Below are 18,767 nucleotides of genomic sequence, written 5' to 3' on the forward strand. Positions count from 1 at the left end.
CGGGCCCTTAACGGGCCGCGTGTACCGGGAGTAGAGTCTGGTCATGGGAGTTGATTGGACGGCACTGGAAGAAGCAATCCGCAAGTCTGCACTGCGCCAGGCGCGCGAAGTGATCGATCACCACCCGGACCACGTGTTCTACGCGGTCGCGTTGGACGGGGTGTCCACGGAACCGGCGGACGCGATCGAACTTCCCGTCCTCGCGCTGAACTCCGAACAGGCACTGGAACGCGATCTTTCCCTGGCGCAGCACGACCAGGCGCCCGTGGTGGTCGACGGCGAAGACGACGACGATGTGGAGCCGGTGGAGGAGAGCTTCTACTCCACCAGGTGGAACCCGCCCGAGTGGCACTGGTGTTCCATGGAGCTCTTCGACGAGTCCGCCGCCAATCTCTGGAGCGCCGCGCTGACGCAGGTGGCCGAGAAGCACGGATGGGAACCGACCATCCGGCGCTACTACGAGATGCTGTGTTCGGTGACCGAGTCACTGGGCCGCGAACTCGCGACCGGCAAGCACGCGGAACTCATCGCCTACGTCTCCGACGAGGACCACGCGGACAAGATCCTCCGCAGGTGCCTCACGCCCGAACAACTCCAGCGGCATTTCCCGGAGCTCGCCGCGTGAGGCCCGAACCGGCCGCGTAAGCCGCCGGTGTCGCCGTCGTGTGGTCCGCTGCCATGCTCGGTGCCTAGGCCGGGTTCTGGCTGGAGATTCCCCTCGACGCGCGGGCCGTGGGCACGGGCCCGGGCGTGGGTCAGCGGCCCAACGACTCCGCCAGCTCCGTCAGCGCCGCGACCGTGACGTCGGGGGCCTCGAAGTACGTGGGGTAGTCAGCGCCGGACCGGTTGATCCAGGCGGTGCGCAGGCCCGCCCGGGCCGCGCCGTGGATGTCCCAGGCATGGACGGCCACCAGCATCAGGTCCGCGGGCTCGGCGCCGGTCCGCGCCGCCGCGTACCCGTAGGACGCGGGCGCCGGTTTCCACACCGGCGCGTCCTCGACCGAGAGGAGCGCTTCGAACTCTTCGCGGACGCCGCCCGCGGTCAGCAGCTTCTCGGTGGTGGCGACCGAACCGTTGGTCAGCGTGACCAGCCGGTGGCCGGCGGACGCGAGCGAGCGGATTCCGTCCGGCACGTCCGGGTGCAGCGGCAGGCCGGCGATGGACCCCATGATGTGGTCGACGGCGCCGTCCAGGTCCGTGTCCGCGCCGCGGGCGACCAGGAGTCCGCGGAGGGAATCGGCACCGATCTGGGCGAAGGTGGTGTTGTCGCCGGTGGAGGTCAGCGCGAACCCGTCCCGCAGCAACGAGGCGAACCACACCTCGGCCAGCTCTGCCGGGGCTCCGACCTCGGCGAACCGGTCGCCCAAGGAGGACATGTTGGACAGCGTTTCGTTGACGTCGAAGACAATCACGGCGGGCACGGTGCTCATCGATCCTCCAGGGGTGGGGAGTGCGGCTTTTCGGAACCCTCCCAGTCTGCACGACGACGGGCGGGGACGTCCCGGCTTCGCTACAGTTCGCGCTGCCCCTCGGGAAGCGCCACAAGGGCCAGGACCCGGCCGTCGTCGTTCCGCACCTCGATCTCGGCGATCCGGCCGACCTGCAGCGGCACCGCGCCGACGATCGCGGACTTCCCCGTTTCCGTCGCCGACCAACTGCCGGCGCGTTCCTCCGCGCCGTCGTGGTCGACCACCCACAGCGACAGGGTTCCCCGCGTGGGAAGGCTGGTGGCCGTCAGCTCCAGCTCGGTGCCCCACGCCTTGCGCTCCAAGCCGATCTGGGCGCGGACGCCGTCGGCCGAATTCAGCGCGTAAGTGGGGCCCGGCTCCGGCGCCGGCGTGAACACCGGAGCAATAAGCGCCCCGAGTGCCACGCACGCGGCGGCAAGGACCACCGCGAAGCCAACACGACGGCGTCGTGCCCTGCGTCGCCGGGTGGACAGGCGGCCGAGGAGGACGGACACGGGGGGTTCTGCGGCAAGGGAGCCACCGGTATCGCCGACATACGGCGCGGGGGCTTCGGCGAGGGTGTGCGCGTCAGCCAGGGGAACGGCCGCCAGTAGGCGGGGCAGGCTGCGCGAGGACCGGAGTTCGGCGCGGCATTGCCCGCACCCGAGCAGGTGGGACTCGAACGCGGAACGCTCGGCATCGGACAGTCCGCCCAGGACGTAGGCGCCCAACTCCTGGTGTTCGCCGCGCCGGAAGCGGTTTTCGGCCGGGCCGCTCAATGTTCCACCCCCATCTCGTCCAACACCGAGCGCAGGGCCCGCACCGCGTAGTAGGCGCGGGATTTCACCGTACCCGCTGGAATGTTCAGCCGCTCGGCGGCCTCGGCGACCGTGTAGCGGTTGTAGTGCAGCGCCAGCACCACCTGGCGGTGTTCGCGGCTCAGGCGCAGGAGGGCCTCCTCCATCAGCACGCGGCCCAGGAGCTCGTCGATGCGCTCGGTGGTGTCCGGCATCGTTTCCGCCCTCTCCTGTCCCAGATCCGCCCGGGGTCGAGCGGAGGCCCTGCGGTGGTTGTCGATCATGACGTTCCGCGCCGTGCGGAAAAGGTAGCTGCGCAGGCTGCCGGTGATGTGCGGGGCCGCCTGCCACACCTTGAGCACCGTCTCCTGCACCACGTCCTCGGCCGACGACGGATCGTGGGACGCGCGCAGGACGAACCTCCTCAGTGCCTCGCCGTGGTCCCGGTAGATCCCGGCAACCAGATCCTCGTCCAAGGGCACGCCGGCTCCCTGCCCGTCTCTCTTGCGATCCACTTCCACCCCCTAGGACGTGCGCGCAGCTCAAAAGGTTCAGGCCGCCCCCGGTCGCGCCCGGCCCCCGACCGAAGTCGTCGCACCCGCATTGAACCAATCCTGCACCGAACGCGTCCTAGATGGCAGGGGTCCGAGGCAACGGAAAAACCGCCGGCTTGCCACTATGGCCCGTATAGGGAAGAGGAACCCAACCATGTATGCAGACAAGAACAGGTACGCGCTGACACTCGCCGGCGCCGTGCTCGCCGCCATGGCCTTGGCCAGCTGCGGCGGAACGTCGACCGATGCGCCCGAAGCCCCCGCGAGCTCCGTGCCCGCGGAGTCGTCCGCCGCCTCGGAGTCGCCCTCCGAGGATGCCGCGGCGTCGGTGGACCTGATGGTCGCCGACTCGGAGGAGGGCGAGATCGTCGTCGATGGCGAGGGCATGTCGCTCTACTACTTTACCAAGGACACCAAGGACTCGGACACCAGCGCCTGCACGGGCGACTGCCTGGTTGCCTGGCCCATAGCGGTCGCCTCGAGCGATACGCCGATGGTGGAGGGCGTCACCGGAACGGTGGGAACCATCGAGAGCCCGGACGGGGAGTTGCACATGACCCTCAACGGCATGCCCCTGTACTACTTCGAAAAGGACAAGGCGCCCGGCGACATCCTCGGACAGGGTGTCGGCGAGGTCTGGTACCTGGCCGCTCCGGACGGAGAAATGATCAAATAGGCCACCCGGGGCGGACGGTGCGGGAGCCGTGGGGCGCGTCACGTGGGCGGTGCGCCCGCGCGGCGGGCCGGTAGACTGGCCGCGATCCCCACCCGCCCCGTCCCTGGGAGAGCCTTGTGAGCAAAACCGTCCTCGACCGCGTGCCCATCCGTCGTGCCCTGATCTCCGTCTACGACAAGTCCGGGCTGGAGGAGCTGGCCCGAGGCTTGCACGACGCCGGGGTGCGGATCGTTTCCACCGGGTCCACGGCCCAGCGCATCGCCGCCGCCGGCATCCCCGTGCAGGGCGTCGAGGAAGTCACCGGTTCCCCCGAAATGCTGGACGGGCGCGTCAAGACGCTGCACCCGCGCGTGCATGGCGGAATCCTCGCGGACCGCCGCGTGCCGGAGCACGTCCAGACGCTGGCCGACATGGACATCGAGCCCTTCGACCTCGTGGTGGTCAACCTCTACCCATTCGTCGAGACCGTGCGCTCGGGCGCGGGACAGGACGACGTCGTAGAACAGATCGACATCGGCGGGCCGGCGATGGTGCGCTCCGCCGCGAAGAACCACGCCGCGGTCTCCATCGTGGTCGACCCGGGCAGCTACGGCGACGTCGTCGCGGCGGCGGCCGGCGGAGGTTTCGACCTGAAGACCAGGCGCCGCCTGGCGGCGAAGGCCTTCGCCCACACCGCCTCCTACGACACCGCGGTCGCGACGTGGACCGCCGGCGAGTTCCTCGACGAGGACGGCGACGGGACCATCGACTGGCCCGCCTACTCCGGCGTCGCCCTCGAGCGATCCGAGGTGCTGCGGTACGGCGAGAACCCCCACCAGCAGGCCGCGCTCTACGTGGACAAGGCCGCCCCGGCGGGCATCGCGCAGGCGGACCAGCTCCACGGCAAGGCCATGAGCTACAACAACTACGTCGACGCCGACGCCGCCCTGCGCGCGGCCTTCGACTTCGAGCTGCCGGCGGTCGCGATCATCAAGCACGCCAACCCGTGCGGCGTCGCCGTCGGCTCGGCGGACGCGGCAGACCCCATCGCCGACGCGCACGCCAAGGCGCACGCCTGCGACCCGCTCTCCGCCTTCGGCGGCGTCATCGCCGCGAACCGGACGGTGACCCGCGCGATGGCCGAGACCGTCAGGGACATCTTCACGGAGGTCGTGATCGCACCGGCCTTCGAGCGGGAGGCCGTGGAGATTCTCTCCAAGAAGAAGAACATCCGGCTGCTCGCCCTCCCGGAGGGCTACGGCCGTTATCCGACCGAGCTCCGGCAGGTCTCCGGCGGCATGCTGGTCCAGGTTTCCGACAAGGTCGACGCCGTAGGCGACGCCCCCGCGACATGGACCCTGGCCGCCGGCGAGGCGGCCGACGAGGCAACCTTGGCGGACCTCGCCTTCGCCTGGCGGGCCGTCCGCGCCGCCAAGTCCAACGCGATCCTGCTCGCCGCGAACGGCGCGGCGGTCGGGATCGGCATGGGACAGGTCAACCGCGTGGATTCCTGCAAGCTGGCCGTCGAGCGCGCCAATTCGCTGGGCGTTTCGGTGGCCTCGGATGTCGACGCGGCCGGCGGGGCCTCCGGCGCGGCGGACGCGGCGGGTTCGGCCGAGCGCGCACGCGGCGCCGTCGCGGCGTCGGACGCGTTCTTCCCGTTCGCCGACGGGCTGCGGATCCTGCTCGACGCCGGCGTGAAGGCCGTCGTTCAGCCCGGCGGGTCGGTCCGCGACGAGGAGGTCATCGCCGCCGCGAACGCCGCCGGCGTCACGATGTACTTCACCGGCGCGCGGCACTTCTTCCACTAGCGGCACCGGTGGATTCCGCGATCTGAACATGCTGGCCCAGGGCGCTGTCCTGGGCCAGCGTCGTCAGCAGCGCCGCGCCGTCGAGCCCCGTTCCGAGCGGTTCGCGCAGTTCGACTCCCGGCCACTGTTGCCGGAGGCGGTCCAGGAACGGTCCGCGGATCTCGCCGGCGCCGAAGACGCGACCCAGGCAGCAGACCACGGGATCCGGGCGGGCGTCCTCGCCGACGCGGCGCAGGCCGGTCGCCGTGGAGTGCGCCAGTTCGGCCGCGGCGCGCGCGCAGATGTCCGCGGCCACCGCGTCCGTCGCCGCCAGCGCGGTGACCCTCGGGGCGTAGGAGGCGATGCGGCGCACGCGGTGCGGATCGGTCTGCAGCTCCACGTAGGCGTGTTCGACGTTTGGGAAGTCCTCCGCGAGGACCGCGGTCAGCGCGGTGGCCGGGCCGCGGCCGTCGTGGGCGCGCATCACGGTGCGGAACGCCTCGATGCCCAGCCAGTAACCGCTTCCCGCGTCGCCCATGAGGTAGCCCCAGCCATCCACGCGCGCGACGCTGGCCGCGCCGACTGCCAACGTGACGACGCCGGTCCCGCTGGCGATCACCGCACCCGGATGGTCGCCGAGGGCGCCCAGATACGACGTCACGGAGTCGTGGGCGATGAGGACGCGACCGACGCCCAGGCCGGAACAGGCGTCCAGGAGGCGTTGCGCCTCGCCCCCGGCGTCGGTCAGCCCGGAGGTCCCGACGGCGACGGCCGCGAACGTGCCGCCCGTGGCCATGCCCACCCGTTCGACGACGGAGCGCAGCTGCGGCGCCAGCGGCCGGTCCGTGCGGATGCCGGGAAAATCGTGCGGGCTCTCGCGCGAGCCGTTCGCGTGGGCCCGGGCGCGGATGCCGGTCTGGCCGGCGTCGATGGCCAGCACCCTATCGGGCAGGGGGATCGTCTGCTTTGGTGGGTGGTGCATGCTTCCAACAATAGGGCGCCGCCGCCCGCGGAACCCGCGCCGGACCCGCCGAAGATGAAGGGGGCGGGACCCCGAAAAACCTATGGGAGGGCGTCCTTCCGGTAAGTTTGTCCTGTTGAGTCCACACCGGATGTGAAGTTACCGCAGACCTTTCAGGGAGCCGCTACCCATGGCCAAGATTATTTACACCCACACCGATGAAGCGCCGATGCTGGCGACGTATTCGTTCCTGCCGATCGTCGAGGCCTTCGCCTCGACCGCCGGCGTGGAAGTGGAAACCCGCGACATCTCGCTGGCTGGCCGTATCATCGCCGTCTTCGGCGACTTCCTCACCGAGGAACAGCGCACCGGGGACGCGCTGGCCGAGCTGGGCCAGCTCGCCAAGAGCCCCGACGCCAACATCATCAAGCTGCCGAACATCAGCGCGTCCATCCCGCAGCTGAAGGCCGCCATCACGGAGCTCCAGGGCCACGGCTACGCGCTGCCGGACTACCCGGACAACCCGTCCTCCGACGAGGAGACGGACATCCGCGCCCGCTACGACAAGATCAAGGGTTCGGCCGTGAACCCCGTGCTGCGCGAGGGCAACTCCGATCGCCGCGCGCCGCTGTCCGTCAAGAACTACGCCCGGAAGAACCCGCACACGATGGGTGCCTGGAGCGCCGAGTCCAAGACCAACGTGGCCACCATGGGAGCCGATGACTTCCGCTCCAACGAGAAGTCGGTGGTCATCCCCGCGGACGACACGCTCTCCATCCAAATCGTCCGCGAGGACGGCACGGTCAAGGTCCTGAAGAAGGCCCTTCCGGTGCTGGCCGACGAGGTCATCGACGGCACTGTCATGCGCGCCGTCGCCCTCGACACGTTCCTGTCCGCGCAGGTCGCCCGCGCCAAGGAGGAGGGCATCCTCTTCTCGGCGCACCTCAAGGCCACCATGATGAAGGTTTCCGACCCCATCATCTTCGGCCACGTGGTGAAGGCCTACTTCTCGGAGCTGTTCGAGCGGTACGGCGACAACCTGGCCGCCGCGGGCATCAGCCCGAACAACGGGCTCGCCGCGATCCTCGGAGGGCTCGAGGAGCTTCCGGACGACGTCCGCGAAGGCGTCCAGGCGGCGATCGCGAAGGGCCTCGAGGAGGGACCCGCGCTGGCCATGGTGGACTCCGACAAGGGCATCACCAGCCTGCACGTCCCCTCCGATATCATCGTCGACGCGTCCATGCCCGCCATGATCCGTTCGTCCGGCCACATGTGGGGACCGGACGGCCAGGAGGCCGACACGCTCGCGGTGCTGCCGGACAGCTCCTACGCCGGCATCTACCAGGTGGTCCTGGACGACTGCCGCGCCAACGGCGCTTACGACCCCACCACCATGGGAACCGTCCCAAACGTCGGCCTCATGGCCCAGGCCGCCGAGGAATACGGCAGCCACGACAAGACCTTCGAGATCCAGTCCGCCGGCACCGTCCAGGTCCTGGATTCCAAGGGCGCCGTGCTGATCGAGCACCAGGTGGCACCGGGCGACATCTGGCGCGCGTGCCAGACCAAGGACGTGCCGGTCCGCGACTGGGTCAAGCTGGCCGTCACCCGCGCCCGCGCCTCCGCGACCCCGGCCGTCTTCTGGCTGGACGAGACCCGCGCGCACGATGCGCAGCTCATCAAGAAGGTCGGCGAGTACCTCGAGGAGCACGACACCGAGGGCCTGCAGATCGAGATCATGAGCCCGGTCGATGCCACGGCCTTCACCCTGGAGCGCCTGCGCAAGGGGGAAGACACCATCTCGGTCTCCGGCAACGTGCTGCGCGACTACCTCACGGACCTCTTCCCGATCCTCGAGCTCGGCACCAGCGCCAAGATGCTTTCCGTGGTGCCGCTGATCAACGGCGGCGGACTCTTCGAGACCGGCGCCGGCGGCTCCGCCCCGAAGCACGTGCAGCAGCTGGTGAAGGAGAACCACCTGCGTTGGGACAGCCTCGGCGAGTTCCTGGCGCTGGCCGTCAGCTTCGAGCACCTGGCCACGAGCACGGGCAACCAGCGCGCGCAGGTCCTGGCGGACACGCTGGACCGCGCCACCGGAACGTTCCTGCTGGAGAACAAGTCCCCGAAGCGCAAGGTCGGCGAGCTCGACAACCGCGGCAGCCACTTCTACCTCGCCCAGTACTGGGCCAAAGAGCTGGCCGCGCAGACCGAGGACGCCGAGCTGGCACAGGCGTTCGCCGCCGTGGCCGAAGCGCTCACCGCCAACGAGGAGGCCATCGTCGGCGAGCTCAGCGCCGTCCAGGGGGCCCCGCTGGAGCTCGGCGGCTACTACCGTCCGGACATCGCCAAGGTGGAGGCGGCGATGCGTCCCTCCAAGACGCTGAACTCGGTCGTCTCGACCCTCGGATAGCCCCGGGCGGCACGGCACACCATACGACGGCGGCGCGTCGCCCCACCTCGGACCGGCATCCGGGGACAGGGGCGGCGCGCCGCCGTCGTGCGGGGGTTTGCCGGTGTCTCAGGCGGGACGTCACAATTCACCCGCCCCACACCGGGTTTGGCAAGGTATCCACCATGTCGACCACCCAAACAACCATCACCCCCAGCGACGCCGAGGAACGCAGCGCGCGCCTGGCCGTGACGCTGTTCCCGCTGCTGATCCTCGCCGGCGGCGCGCTGGCCCTGTTCCTTCCCACGCCGTTCACCGGATGGTCCGCGTTCATCACGCCGGGGCTCATGGTCATCATGTTCGGCATGGGGCTGACACTGACCTTGCCGGACTTCGCGCTGGTCGCCAAGCGACCGCTTCCGGTCCTGCTCGGCGTCGCCGCCCAGTACGTCATCATGCCGCTGCTCGGCCTGGGCATCTCGGTCCTGCTGCAGCTTCCGCCGGCACTCGCGGCGGGCGTCATCCTCGTCGGTTGCGCTCCCGGCGGGACGGCCTCCAACGTCGTCGCGTACCTGGCCAAGGGCGACGTCGCCCTGTCCGTGACCATGACCAGCGTGTCCACGCTGATCGCGCCCCTGCTCACCCCGCTGCTGACCCTGTGGCTGGCCGGCCAGTACATGCCGGTCGACGCAGGTTCCATGGCTTTGAGCATCGTGCAGATTGTCCTGATCCCGGTGGTTCTGGGACTGGTGGCGCGCTCGCTGATCCCGGCGGTGGTAACCAGGGTCCTTCCGGCGCTTCCCTGGGTTTCGGTCCTGGCGATCACGTTCGTGGTCATGGCCGTCGTGGCCGGCAGCGCCGCAGCCATCTTCAGCGCCGGGCTGCTGATCCTGCTCGCCGTTGTCCTCCACAACGGGAGCGGCTACCTGATCGGCTACGGCGTGGCGAAGGCGTTCAAGCTGCCGGTCCCGTCCCGCCGCACCATGGCGGTCGAGGTCGGCATGCAGAACTCCGGTCTCGCCGCGGGACTGGCCAAGCAGTTCTTCACGCCCGAGGCGGCCCTGCCCGGCGCCGTGTTCTCCGTCTGGCACAACGTGTCCGGCGCGGTCATGGCGGCGATCTGGCGCCGCAGGTCCCGCTAACCGCCCCCGACGCACCGCCGCGGAAACGCCGGCGGCCGGCCACCGAGGGGGAGTTCCCCTTCGATGGCCGGCCGCCGGCGTTTAGTTGTTCGGTTGCTCTTGGGACCGGCTACTTCGTGATGGGGCCCAGCACCGGATCGTCGATGTAGGCCTCCTTGACGTTTTCCTCGGTCACGATGACGGGATCGAGGAGGTACGCCGGGACGACCTTCACGCCGTTGTCGTAGCTCTCCTCGTCGTTGACCTCCGGCGCCGTGCCGGACTGCAGGTCCTGGGCCATCGTGATGGCGTGCTCGACGAGCTTGCGGGTGTCCTTGTTGATGGTCGAGTACTGCTCGCCGGCCATGATCGACTTGACCGACTCCACCTCGGAGTCCTGGCCGGTCACGATGGGCGTGTCCTTCCCGGCGGCCTTGACGGAGGTCAGGGCGGCGCGGGCCAGCGTGTCGTTGGGGGAAAGGACGCCGTGGAGCTCGTCGGAGGAGTAGCTTCCGGTGAGGAGCGTGTCCATGCGCTTCTGGGCGTTCTCGGCCTTCCAGCCCTGGGTGACTGCCTGCTCGAACGACGTCTGTCCCGACGAGACGACCAGTGTCCCGTCGTCTATCTTCGGCTGGAGCACCGACATGGCGCCGTCGAAGAAGACCTTCGCGTTGGCGTCGTCCGGGGAACCGGCCAGCAGCTCGATGTTGTACGGGCTCTCGCCCTTCTTCTCGGCGAGGCCGTCCAACAGGGCCTGTCCCTGGAGCTCGCCGACCTTGAAGTTGTCGTAGGCCACGTAGTAGTCGACGTCGGGGCTGTTCAGCAACAGCCGGTCGTAGGCGATGACGGTCGCGCCGGACTCCTTGGCCGCCTTGAGCTGGGTGCCCAGCTGCGCGCCGTCGATCGCGCCGACGATGATGACCTTCGCGCCGTTGGTGATCATGGCGCTGATCTGGTTCTGCTGCTCCGATACGCCGCCGTTGGCGAACTGGACATCGGGTTCGAACCCGGCGTCCGTCAGGCCCTCGTTGAACAGGCTCTCCGCGAGGACCCAGTTTTCGCTGGTCTTCTGCGGAAGGGCGACGCCGATGGTCGATCCGGCCTCGAAGCCGGCGACGGCCGACTCTCCGTCCTCGCCGGTGGTGGCTGTTGTTTCCGTCCGGCCGCAGCCGGTCAGTGCGAGTGCCGCGATGGCGGCCACGGCGGCCGCCTTGCGTGCTTGTCCGAAGATGTGCATGGTTTTTCGCTTTCTGATGGTGTGGATTGCTGTGGGGAATTAGGCCTGGTGGGTGATGACGTCCTTGGTGGGCGTCGATTCGTCGGGTTGGTTCTCCCGGGCGCCGTTGGGCTTGCCGGTGTTTCCGAACGAGCGCATGAGCAGACCGGTGATGGATGGCTTGCCCTGCGACTTGTTGTAGATGTCGAAGGCGACGGCGGCCAGCAGCACGAGGCCCTTGATGATCTGTGTGGCGTCGGCTCCGATGCCCATGAGCTGGAGGCCGTTGTTCAGGACCGCCATCACGAGCCCGCCGATGATGGAGCCCACCACGGTGCCCACTCCGCCGGAGACGGCGGCTCCGCCGATGAAGACGGCCGCGATGGCATCCAGTTCCCAGCCCACGCCGTCGAACGGTCCGGAGGCCGTCGAACGGCCGACGAAGATCATGCCCGCCAGCCCGGCGAGGATGGACATGTTCATCATGACCAGGAAGTTGACCCGCCGGGAGCGGACGCCGGAGAGCTCGGCCGCGTGGCGGTTGCCGCCGACCGCATAGACGTGGCGGCCGATGACGGTGCGGGAGGAGACGAAGCCGTAGATGAGGACCAGCACGGCCAGGATGATTCCGGGGATCGGGAACGAGGTTCCGGGACGGCCGGTGGCGAACAGGTACGTCGCGTAGAGGATGGCGCCGCTGATGAGCGTGAGCTTCGTGGCGGTCACCCACATCTCGGGTACCTCAGCGCCGAGCGACTTCGCCTTCGACCGGCCGCGGACGGCTCCGCCGACGACGAAGGCGACGGCGGCCAGGCCCAGCAGGAGCGTGAGGTTGTTGTAGCCGGTGATGGGCCCGACCTCCGGCAGGTAGCCGGAGCCGATCTTTTGGAAGTCGGCGGGAACCGGGATGGTGTTGGACTTCCCCACGAACTGGTTCAGTCCCCTGAAGAGCAGCATGCCGGCCAGCGTGACGATGAACGCGGGTATTCCGATGTAAGCGGTAAAGAAGCCCTGCCAGACGCCGATCAGCGCGCCGAGTGCGAGCCCGAGCAGGATCCCCATGTACCAGGGGATGCCCCAGTCGCGCATGGCCAACGCCACCGCGACCCCGACGAACGCGGCCACCGATCCCACGGAGAGGTCGATGTGCCCGGCGATGATCACCAGCACCATGCCGATCGCGAGGATCAGCACATAGGAGTTGCCGTTAAAGAGGTTGATGACGTTGCCGGGCGTCAGGGTCCGGCCGTCGGTGCGCCATTGGAAGAAGAGAATCAGTGCCACGAGGGCGAAGATCATGCCGAATTGCCGGCTGTTGCCGCCAAAGAGCTTCTTGATCGCGTTCATTGTTTCCGTCCTAGTGTCTGAAGTGTCGTGCTCGTCATGCGGATTTGCGGGCGGTGGTCATCAGCCGCATCAGGGATTCCTGATCGGCCTCGTCCTTGTTCAGGACGCCGGTGATGGCGCCTTCGAAGATCGTGTAGATGCGGTCGGAGAGGCCCAGCAGCTCGGGCAGCTCCGAGGAGATCACGATGACGCCCTTGCCCTGGCTGGCCAGCTGCTGGATGATGCCGTAGATCTCGTACTTGGCGCCGACGTCGATGCCGCGCGTGGGCTCGTCCAGGATCAGTAGCTCGGGGTCGGTGAACATCCACTTCGCCAGGACCACCTTCTGCTGGTTGCCCCCCGAGAGCTTCGCGACGCCTTCCTCCACGGTGGGGGCCTTGATGCGCAGCGACTTCCGGTAGCGCTCGGCGGTGTCGAACTCGGCGTGGTCGTCCACGACGCTGAGTCGGCTGATCTTCTTGAGGTTCGCCGACACCACCGTGCTTTTGATGTCGTCCAGAAGGTTCACTCCGAGCGTCTTGCGGTCCTCGGTCACATAGCCGAGGCCGGCATTGATCGCCTGCGTCACGTTCTTGAGCTGCAGTTCCTTGCCGTTCATGATCAGCTGACCGGACTGGAAGCGCCCGTAGGAGCGTCCGAACACCGAGCGCGCCAATTCGGTCCGGCCGGCGCCCATCAACCCGGCGAACCCGACGATCTCGCCGCGCCTGACGAAGAAGTTGGAGTTCTTGCAGACCATGCGGTCCTGCACCTGGGGATGTCCGACGTTCCAGTTCCGCACTTCGAAGAACGTTTCGCCTGCGCTCGGTTCGTGGTCGGGGAAGCGCGACTCGAGCGTCCTGCCCACCATGCCCTTGATGATGCGGTCCTCGTCGACGCCGTCGGCCTTGACGTTCAGCGTCTCGATGGACCGCCCGTCGCGGATGATGGTGATCGAGTCAGCGATCTGTTCGATCTCGTTGAGCTTGTGGGAAATGATGATGGACGTGATCCCGCGGCCCTTGAGGCCCAGGATCAGGTCCAGCAGGTGCTGGGAATCGGACTCGTTGAGCGCGGCGGTCGGCTCGTCGAGGATGAGGAGTTTCACGGACTTGTTCAGCGCCTTGGCGATCTCGACCAGCTGCTGCTTGCCCACGCCGATCTCCTTGATCGGCGTGTCCGGGTTTTCCCGAAGCCCGACGCGCGCAAGGAGCTCCGTGGATCGTGTTCTGGCCTCGGCCCAGTCGATCATCCCGAACCGGGTGGGTTCGTTGCCGAGGAAGATGTTCTCCATGATGGACAGTTCGGGGATGAGCGCCAGCTCCTGGTGGATGATCACGATGCCCGCCTGTTCGGAAGCCCGGATGTCCTTGAACTGTTGCGTCTGGGACTGGTAGTGGATGTCCCCGGTGTAGGTTCCATACGGATAGACGCCGGAGAGGACCTTCATCAGCGTGGACTTGCCAGCGCCGTTTTCGCCGCAGATGGCGTGGACCTCGGCGGACTTGACTCTCAGGCTCACCGAATCGAGGGCCTTCACCCCGGGAAACTCCTTGGTGATCGAGCGCATCTCCAAGATGACTGGGACGTTCTGCTGGTTCTTCATTCGCCTGGCTGCCTTCGCTTTGGAGTGACGGGGTGGTGGATCCGGTGGTGGCTGTCCGGAAGGGGCGCGCGGAGTCCGCGTACGGCGCCGGCCGTCACGATTCCCCGCTTCTGGCGTGTTGGAAGACCAGCGCTGCGGCGCCGAGGGCCTCGGCGCGGTCACCCAGCGACGACATGGCCACACGCGTGTTTTCGCCGACGACCGGCACCGCATGCCGCAGCAGGCCGCGGCGAACCGGCTCCAGAAGCAGTTCGCCGAGTTCCGCCAGCGGTCCACCCACGACGATGACCTCGGGATTGAGGAGGTTCGCGACGTTGCCCAGCGCGCGGCCGACGGCGGCACCCGCGTCCTCGAGCACGCGCAGCGTTGCGGAGTCGCCCTCGAGGGCGTTGCGGACGATGTCGGCCGCCGTGCCGGGGGCGTCCCCGCCTCGACCCAGCAGCTCGATCATGGTGGTCGTCGAGGCGACCGTTTCCAGGCAACCGCGGTTGCCGCAGCGGCACACCTGCCCGTGCTCGTCGATGGTGGCGTGCCCTAGTTCGCCCGTGATGCCGACGTGCCCGTAGAACGGCAGGCCGTTGAGGATCAGGCCCGCGCCGACGCCGGAGCCGATCTTCAGGAACACCAGGTTCTTGACCTGCCCGTGTTCGCCCCATGTCACCTCGGCCAACGCGCCCAGATTGGCGTCGTTGTCGACGAACACCGGCATGCGCAGGGCGTGCTCGAGCCTTTCGAGGATGTTGATGCCGACCCATTCCGGCAGGATGGCTCCCTGGGCCACGGTGCCGGTGCGCCGGTCGATCGGTCCGGGGATGCCGACCCCGGCGCCGACGACGGCGGAACGGTCCACCTTTGCCTCGTCGATCAGGCGCGATACGAGGGCCGTGGCGGCCTCGATGCCGTCCTCGGCCTGGTGCCCCAGGGGGAGGGCGACGGACTCCTCGGCGATGACCCGATGTCCCAGCGAGGCCAGGACCACGCGGAGGTGTCGTCGGCCGAAGTCCACGCCGACGGCGACGGTTCCCTTGCCGGAGAGGCGGACATTGAGCGCGCGCCGTCCGGAGCTGGTGGTTGGCTCCGTGGAGACCATTCCGTCGTCGACCATGGTCTTGACGATGTTGGACACGGTGGCGCTCGAGAGGCCGGTGCTTCGGGAGAGTTCGGCTTGTGTGGACGGGCCGCCGAGCAGGCACTCGATGACGAGCTGCTGGTTGCGGTGGCGCAATGCCGACTGGGAGCCGGGATTGCTCCGGCGGGCCGCTGTGGTCGGCGTTGACGAAGGCATGACATGTAGCCTGCATCACATTCGGCATTGAAGTCAAGAAGTAAGGGCAAAACTCGGTAAATTCGTTATCTGCGTTCGTAGGGTTTTCTCAAAGTCTGGTGGCGTCCACATCCGTCGACGGTTGCAGGCCCGTGCGTAGGACGCAGCTTCATGCGGGGTCCTGCGGGGCATGCATGAACCTGCCGGGCGGGGCGCTCCCGGGGAGGGGCGGGTGTTGCGCCAGACGCCCTAGGGGAGGGGCCACTCGTGGACCGCTCCGGAATGGTGCATGTGCTCCCAGTACAGTCGAGTCATTTCCTGGAGTGCCTTGCGGCGGTCCAGGCCGTGTTGTTCCAATCTCCGCAGGGCTCCGACCTGCCAAGTGGCGCCGTTCTGCTCCGACCGGGCCCGCTCGCGCAATACGTCGAGGTAGCGGTTCGCGACCGGCTGGTCCACGGCCAGTTCGTCGAGCCCCTCGGCGGCCAGCGGCAGAAGGTGGCGGACGATCAGTTCCGTGACGGGTATGTCGCCGAGGCCGGGCCAGTACACGGTGGCGTCCAGCCCCTGCCGGGCACAGGCCAGGAAGTTGTCCGAGGCCGTCGAGAATGCCATCCGGGACCACAGTGGCCTATCCGCCGTCCGCAGCTTCCGGACCAGGCCGAAGAAGAAGGCCGCGTTGGCTACGGTGTCGATCACCGTGGGTCCGCCGGGCAGCAGCCGGTTCTCGAGCCGCAGGTTGGGCACGTCGTCGCCCGGATCGTAGATGGGGCGGTTCCAGCGGTAGACCGTGCCGTTGTGCAGACGCAGCTCGTGCAACTGCGGGGCCCCCGCGATGGTCGTCTCGGCCCGCCGGCGGGCAACCTCCGGAAGCAGCGCGGGGAAGTAGCGGACGTTCTCCTCGAACAGGTCGAAAATCGACGTGATCCAGCGCTCGCCGAACCAGACCCGGGGCCGCACCCCCTGGTTCCGCATCTCGGGCGGCCGCGTGTCGATGGCCTGCTTGAAGACCTCGATCCGCGATTCCTGCCACAGTAGCTTCTCCATGAACACGGGCGAGTTGGCTGCCAGCGCCACCTGCGGTCCCGCGATGACTTGGGCCGCGTTCCACACGGGGGCGAATTCCGCGGGGGAGACCTGGAGGTGCAGCTGGACGGACGTGCAGGCGGCCTCCGGCGCGATGTTCGCGGCGTAGAAGCGCAGCCGCTCCTCCCCGAGGATGTCTATGAGGACGTCTTCGCCGCGCGCGGCCAGGACGGAGTGGTTCAGGGCGGCGTACCGTTTTCCGGCGCTCATCCACGCCTTGTCGCGGACCAGGTTCTCGCGCAGGGTCGGCAGGATGCCGATCATCAGGATTCCGGCGCCAGCGTTCTCGGCGCGCCTGTCGGCGCGGTTCAACTGGGCGCGGAGGCTCTCTTCGAGTTCGCGCAGGCCGCGTCCGGCGACGGAGAGCGCCGGGTGGTTGAGCTCGATGTTGAACGCGCCGATTTCCGTCTGGAACGCCGGGTCCGCGATCTGTTCCAGCACGGCGGCATTGCTCAGGGCCGGCGTGAAGTCGTCGTTGGCCAGGTTCAGCTCGAGCTCCAGGCCGATGGTCGCCGTGTCGGCGAAGCGGCAGTTGGAGAGGAGCCCCTCGAACGTCTCCAGGTTCTGCATGAGGCGTTCGCGGTAACGGGTCCGCTGCTCGCGGCTGAATGTCTTGGCGCTGACCTCGGCTCCCATGGCTTGAGCGTACTGGCGAACGAACGCGGCTGTATACGCTAGTCGGACTTCGGCCCGGGGCCACGGCGAGGTCCGCGTGCGCCACGTCCGGCACCGGGGTTGCCGTCGGCCCCGCTGCCGCGGGAATGCGTGTCGGTCCGGCAGCTCCCGGGCGTGCCACGCGAGCTCCGCGCAGAACGGGGTTGGCCGCACCCACGATCAAGGGGATGCCAGCGGCGAAGGGAACGACGCCGCCGAGAACCGCCCACATCAGGGTCGAGGTTTGGCACGCCAGCCCGACGGCGAACAACGTGCTCCCGGCGACGATGGTCCGTTCGAACCCGAGCCGGCGGATGACGGCGTCCGCGGAGAGTCCCGATGCGACGGAGGCGACCCCCTGGATGGCCACCATGACGGACAGGAACCCGACGGGCATGCCCAGCCCGGTGTCGACGGTGGCGAAAACCGTCGAATTGACCACGCCCCGCGGCCATGGCGAGCATGAACGCCAGCGCCGTCGCCCGGAGCCGCGGGTGGGCATGGATGTGGGTGAAGCCCCCCGTCGTGCGCTGCCACCACGTCTCCTCCGCCGGGTCGTGGTGAACGGTTTCGTCGACAGGGGCGAAGAGCAGCAGTGCCGCGCCCGCCAGGAAGCAGGCCGCCGTCGCCAAGACGACCGGCGCCATGCCCCACAGGACGAACGCCGCCGCGCCGGCCGAGAGTCGGATGGGGTGTGGAGAACGGCCGGGCGCGGCCGCCTTCCCCCTAGCGGTGGGTGCGCAGGTCGTTGTCGTAGCGCAGGCCGAGTTGGTTGCGGACCCCGTCCAGCAGTCGCATGGTGTTGACGGTGTCCGTCCACGGCATGGTGGGGCTCTCGAGCAGCCCGTCCTGGATGCAGCGGGTGGTCTCGCGCAATTCGTAGGTGTAGTTGTGGCCCACGGGTTCGAACTCCTCGAAGCGCGGCTCCGCCCCGATCTGATGCACCTCGATGCGCGAGGGGTTGTTCAGGGGAGCGGTGGCCCGGAGCCAGCCGCCGGTGCAGGCGATGGTGGCGTCTCGCGGGCCGGCGCCGACCAGGCTGCACATGAGCTGGGCCTGGCGTCCTCCGGAGTAGGTCAGCGTGAGGGACTCCTGGGGGTCCACTCCGTCGTCGTTCAGGATGCCCGCGGCCTGGACCGACAGCGGAAACCCCAGCACACCCAGCGACCAGGTCAGGGGGTAGACGGCGAGGTCCAGGAGCGCCCCGCCGCCGGCGGCGGGATCCCACAGGCGCCACGCGCGGTCGTAGGCAGCGGGGAAGCCGAGGTCCGCGCGCACCCAGGCGACGTCTCCGATCTCCCCGGAGCGCACGATCGACAGGGCGCGGTGGACGGCCGGGAGGAACCGGGTCCAGACCGCCTCCATCAGGAACAGCCCGCGCTCGCCGGCCAGGCGCACCAGTTCCTCCGCCTCCGCCGCGTTGATGGTCAGCGATTTCTCGCACAGGACGTGTTTCCCCGCCTCCAGTGCGGCCCTCGCGACCTCGTAGTGCTGGCCGTGGGGCGTCGCGATATAGACAATTTCGACTTCCGGATCCGCGAACATCAGGTCGTAGGCTTTCGCCGCGCCGTCGTCGGAATAGGCCTTTGCCGCGCCGTGCCGTTCGGCGAAGGACTCGGCGCGCCCGCGGTCGCGCGAGCTGACCGCGTGCAGCTCGGAATCCTCGAGGAGGACGAGGTCGTCGACCACCCTGTCGGCGATGCGCCCGGTGGATACGACTCCCCAGCGGAGCGTCCGTCCGGTCGCGCGGAGGGGGGACGGGGCGCCCGGGGTCGCGCACGGGGGAAGGGGTATGAACTCGGCCATGAGCCCAGTTTTCCACAGCGCGGCCGTCGAATGGCCGCGAAGTGGAAAATGATCCCCTTCTCGACTTGACGAACCCCGTCAAAGTACGACTATGATT

General features: G+C 68.5%; 15 protein-coding genes. 5 read left to right on the plus strand and 10 right to left on the minus strand.

Going from position 1 to position 18,767, the window contains the following annotated elements:
* The first annotated feature begins 43 nt into the window (after positions 1-43).
* Positions 44-625 (plus strand): DUF4303 domain-containing protein, encoded by a 582-nt coding sequence (locus AC0QSG_RS00120; RefSeq protein ID WP_475376245.1) that lies wholly within the window; start codon positions 44-46, stop codon positions 623-625.
* Positions 626-755: 130 nt separating this feature from the next.
* Here the strand turns inward: AC0QSG_RS00120 and AC0QSG_RS00125 are convergent, their stop codons facing one another.
* The 3 genes from AC0QSG_RS00125 to AC0QSG_RS00135 all read right to left on the minus strand — a co-directional run bounded on the left by AC0QSG_RS00125 (position 756) and on the right by AC0QSG_RS00135 (position 2,727).
* Complete coding sequence (locus AC0QSG_RS00125) at positions 756-1,430, minus strand: haloacid dehalogenase type II (RefSeq protein WP_475376246.1); 675 nt, start codon at positions 1,428-1,430, stop codon at positions 756-758.
* Positions 1,431-1,510: 80 nt separating this feature from the next.
* Complete coding sequence (locus AC0QSG_RS00130; protein WP_475376247.1) at positions 1,511-2,227, minus strand: anti-sigma factor family protein; 717 nt, start codon at positions 2,225-2,227, stop codon at positions 1,511-1,513.
* Positions 2,224-2,727, minus strand: a complete 504-nt coding sequence (locus tag AC0QSG_RS00135; protein WP_435727606.1) for a sigma-70 family RNA polymerase sigma factor — start codon at positions 2,725-2,727, stop codon at positions 2,224-2,226. The genes AC0QSG_RS00130 and AC0QSG_RS00135 overlap by 4 nt, the downstream gene beginning before the upstream one ends.
* 226 nt (positions 2,728-2,953) lie before the next feature.
* On the opposite strand from AC0QSG_RS00135, the gene AC0QSG_RS00140 reads away from it, so the two are divergent.
* Positions 2,954-3,475, plus strand: coding sequence for a COG4315 family predicted lipoprotein (locus tag AC0QSG_RS00140; RefSeq protein WP_475376248.1), 522 nt, complete (start codon positions 2,954-2,956; stop codon positions 3,473-3,475).
* A gap of 116 nt (positions 3,476-3,591) precedes the next feature.
* Positions 3,592-5,265 carry a bifunctional phosphoribosylaminoimidazolecarboxamide formyltransferase/IMP cyclohydrolase gene (gene purH / locus AC0QSG_RS00145; protein WP_475376249.1) on the plus strand — a complete coding sequence of 558 codons (1,674 nt, stop codon included), beginning with the start codon at positions 3,592-3,594 and terminating at the stop codon, positions 5,263-5,265.
* Here the strand turns inward: purH and AC0QSG_RS00150 are convergent.
* Entirely contained in the window at positions 5,237-6,226 is a 990-nt protein-coding gene (locus AC0QSG_RS00150) for an N-acetylglucosamine kinase (RefSeq protein WP_475376250.1), read from the minus strand. The two genes, purH and AC0QSG_RS00150, sit on opposite strands and share 29 nt — an antisense overlap.
* 169 nt (positions 6,227-6,395) lie before the next feature.
* On the opposite strand from AC0QSG_RS00150, the gene AC0QSG_RS00155 reads away from it, so the two are divergent.
* Entirely contained in the window at positions 6,396-8,615 is a 2,220-nt protein-coding gene (locus tag AC0QSG_RS00155; protein WP_475376251.1) for an NADP-dependent isocitrate dehydrogenase, read from the plus strand.
* Between the two features lie 164 nt (positions 8,616-8,779).
* Positions 8,780-9,736: a bile acid:sodium symporter family protein gene (locus AC0QSG_RS00160; RefSeq protein ID WP_475376252.1), complete on the plus strand. Its 957-nt coding sequence runs from the start codon at positions 8,780-8,782 to the stop codon at positions 9,734-9,736.
* Between the two features lie 109 nt (positions 9,737-9,845).
* On the opposite strand, the gene AC0QSG_RS00165 is transcribed toward AC0QSG_RS00160, so the two are convergent.
* From AC0QSG_RS00165 to AC0QSG_RS00190, 6 genes are all read right to left on the minus strand, one after another.
* Positions 9,846-10,952 carry a substrate-binding domain-containing protein gene (locus tag AC0QSG_RS00165; protein WP_475376253.1) on the minus strand — a complete coding sequence of 369 codons (1,107 nt, stop codon included), beginning with the start codon at positions 10,950-10,952 and terminating at the stop codon, positions 9,846-9,848.
* A 39-nt stretch (positions 10,953-10,991) separates the two neighbouring features.
* Positions 10,992-12,278 (minus strand): multiple monosaccharide ABC transporter permease, encoded by a 1,287-nt coding sequence (gene mmsB, locus AC0QSG_RS00170; RefSeq protein WP_475376254.1) that lies wholly within the window; start codon positions 12,276-12,278, stop codon positions 10,992-10,994.
* 34 nt (positions 12,279-12,312) lie between these two features.
* Positions 12,313-13,863 carry a multiple monosaccharide ABC transporter ATP-binding protein gene (gene mmsA, locus AC0QSG_RS00175; protein ID WP_435727494.1) on the minus strand — a complete coding sequence of 517 codons (1,551 nt, stop codon included), beginning with the start codon at positions 13,861-13,863 and terminating at the stop codon, positions 12,313-12,315.
* 94 nt (positions 13,864-13,957) lie between these two features.
* Positions 13,958-15,148 (minus strand): ROK family transcriptional regulator, encoded by a 1,191-nt coding sequence (locus AC0QSG_RS00180; protein WP_435727496.1) that lies wholly within the window; start codon positions 15,146-15,148, stop codon positions 13,958-13,960.
* Between the two features lie 228 nt (positions 15,149-15,376).
* Complete coding sequence (locus AC0QSG_RS00185) at positions 15,377-16,846, minus strand: glutamate-cysteine ligase family protein (RefSeq protein WP_475376255.1); 1,470 nt, start codon at positions 16,844-16,846, stop codon at positions 15,377-15,379.
* Between the two features lie 744 nt (positions 16,847-17,590).
* The gene (locus AC0QSG_RS00190; RefSeq protein ID WP_435727501.1) at positions 17,591-18,670 is read right to left on the minus strand and encodes a Gfo/Idh/MocA family protein; all 1,080 of its coding nucleotides are present in this window, start codon (positions 18,668-18,670) and stop codon (positions 17,591-17,593) included.
* Positions 18,671-18,767 lie beyond the last annotated feature (97 nt).

It is taken from the genome of Arthrobacter sp. LT660, assembly GCF_056172845.1.

Excerpts from the sequence above, each read along its gene's own strand:
- AC0QSG_RS00120 (WP_475376245.1), top strand. The coding sequence starts at position 44 with ATGGGAGTTGATTGGACGGCACTGGAAGAAGCAATCCGCAAGTCTGCA.
- AC0QSG_RS00125 (WP_475376246.1), bottom strand. The coding sequence starts at position 1,430 with ATGAGCACCGTGCCCGCCGTGATTGTCTTCGACGTCAACGAAACGCTG.
- AC0QSG_RS00140 (WP_475376248.1), top strand. The coding sequence starts at position 2,954 with ATGTATGCAGACAAGAACAGGTACGCGCTGACACTCGCCGGCGCCGTG.
- AC0QSG_RS00150 (WP_475376250.1), bottom strand. The coding sequence starts at position 6,226 with ATGCACCACCCACCAAAGCAGACGATCCCCCTGCCCGATAGGGTGCTG.
- AC0QSG_RS00155 (WP_475376251.1), top strand. The coding sequence starts at position 6,396 with ATGGCCAAGATTATTTACACCCACACCGATGAAGCGCCGATGCTGGCG.
- AC0QSG_RS00160 (WP_475376252.1), top strand. The coding sequence starts at position 8,780 with ATGTCGACCACCCAAACAACCATCACCCCCAGCGACGCCGAGGAACGC.
- AC0QSG_RS00165 (WP_475376253.1), bottom strand. The coding sequence starts at position 10,952 with ATGCACATCTTCGGACAAGCACGCAAGGCGGCCGCCGTGGCCGCCATC.
- mmsB (WP_475376254.1), bottom strand. The coding sequence starts at position 12,278 with ATGAACGCGATCAAGAAGCTCTTTGGCGGCAACAGCCGGCAATTCGGC.
- mmsA (WP_435727494.1), bottom strand. The coding sequence starts at position 13,863 with ATGAAGAACCAGCAGAACGTCCCAGTCATCTTGGAGATGCGCTCGATC.
- AC0QSG_RS00180 (WP_435727496.1), bottom strand. The coding sequence starts at position 15,148 with ATGCCTTCGTCAACGCCGACCACAGCGGCCCGCCGGAGCAATCCCGGC.
- AC0QSG_RS00185 (WP_475376255.1), bottom strand. The coding sequence starts at position 16,846 with ATGGGAGCCGAGGTCAGCGCCAAGACATTCAGCCGCGAGCAGCGGACC.
- AC0QSG_RS00190 (WP_435727501.1), bottom strand. The coding sequence starts at position 18,670 with ATGGCCGAGTTCATACCCCTTCCCCCGTGCGCGACCCCGGGCGCCCCG.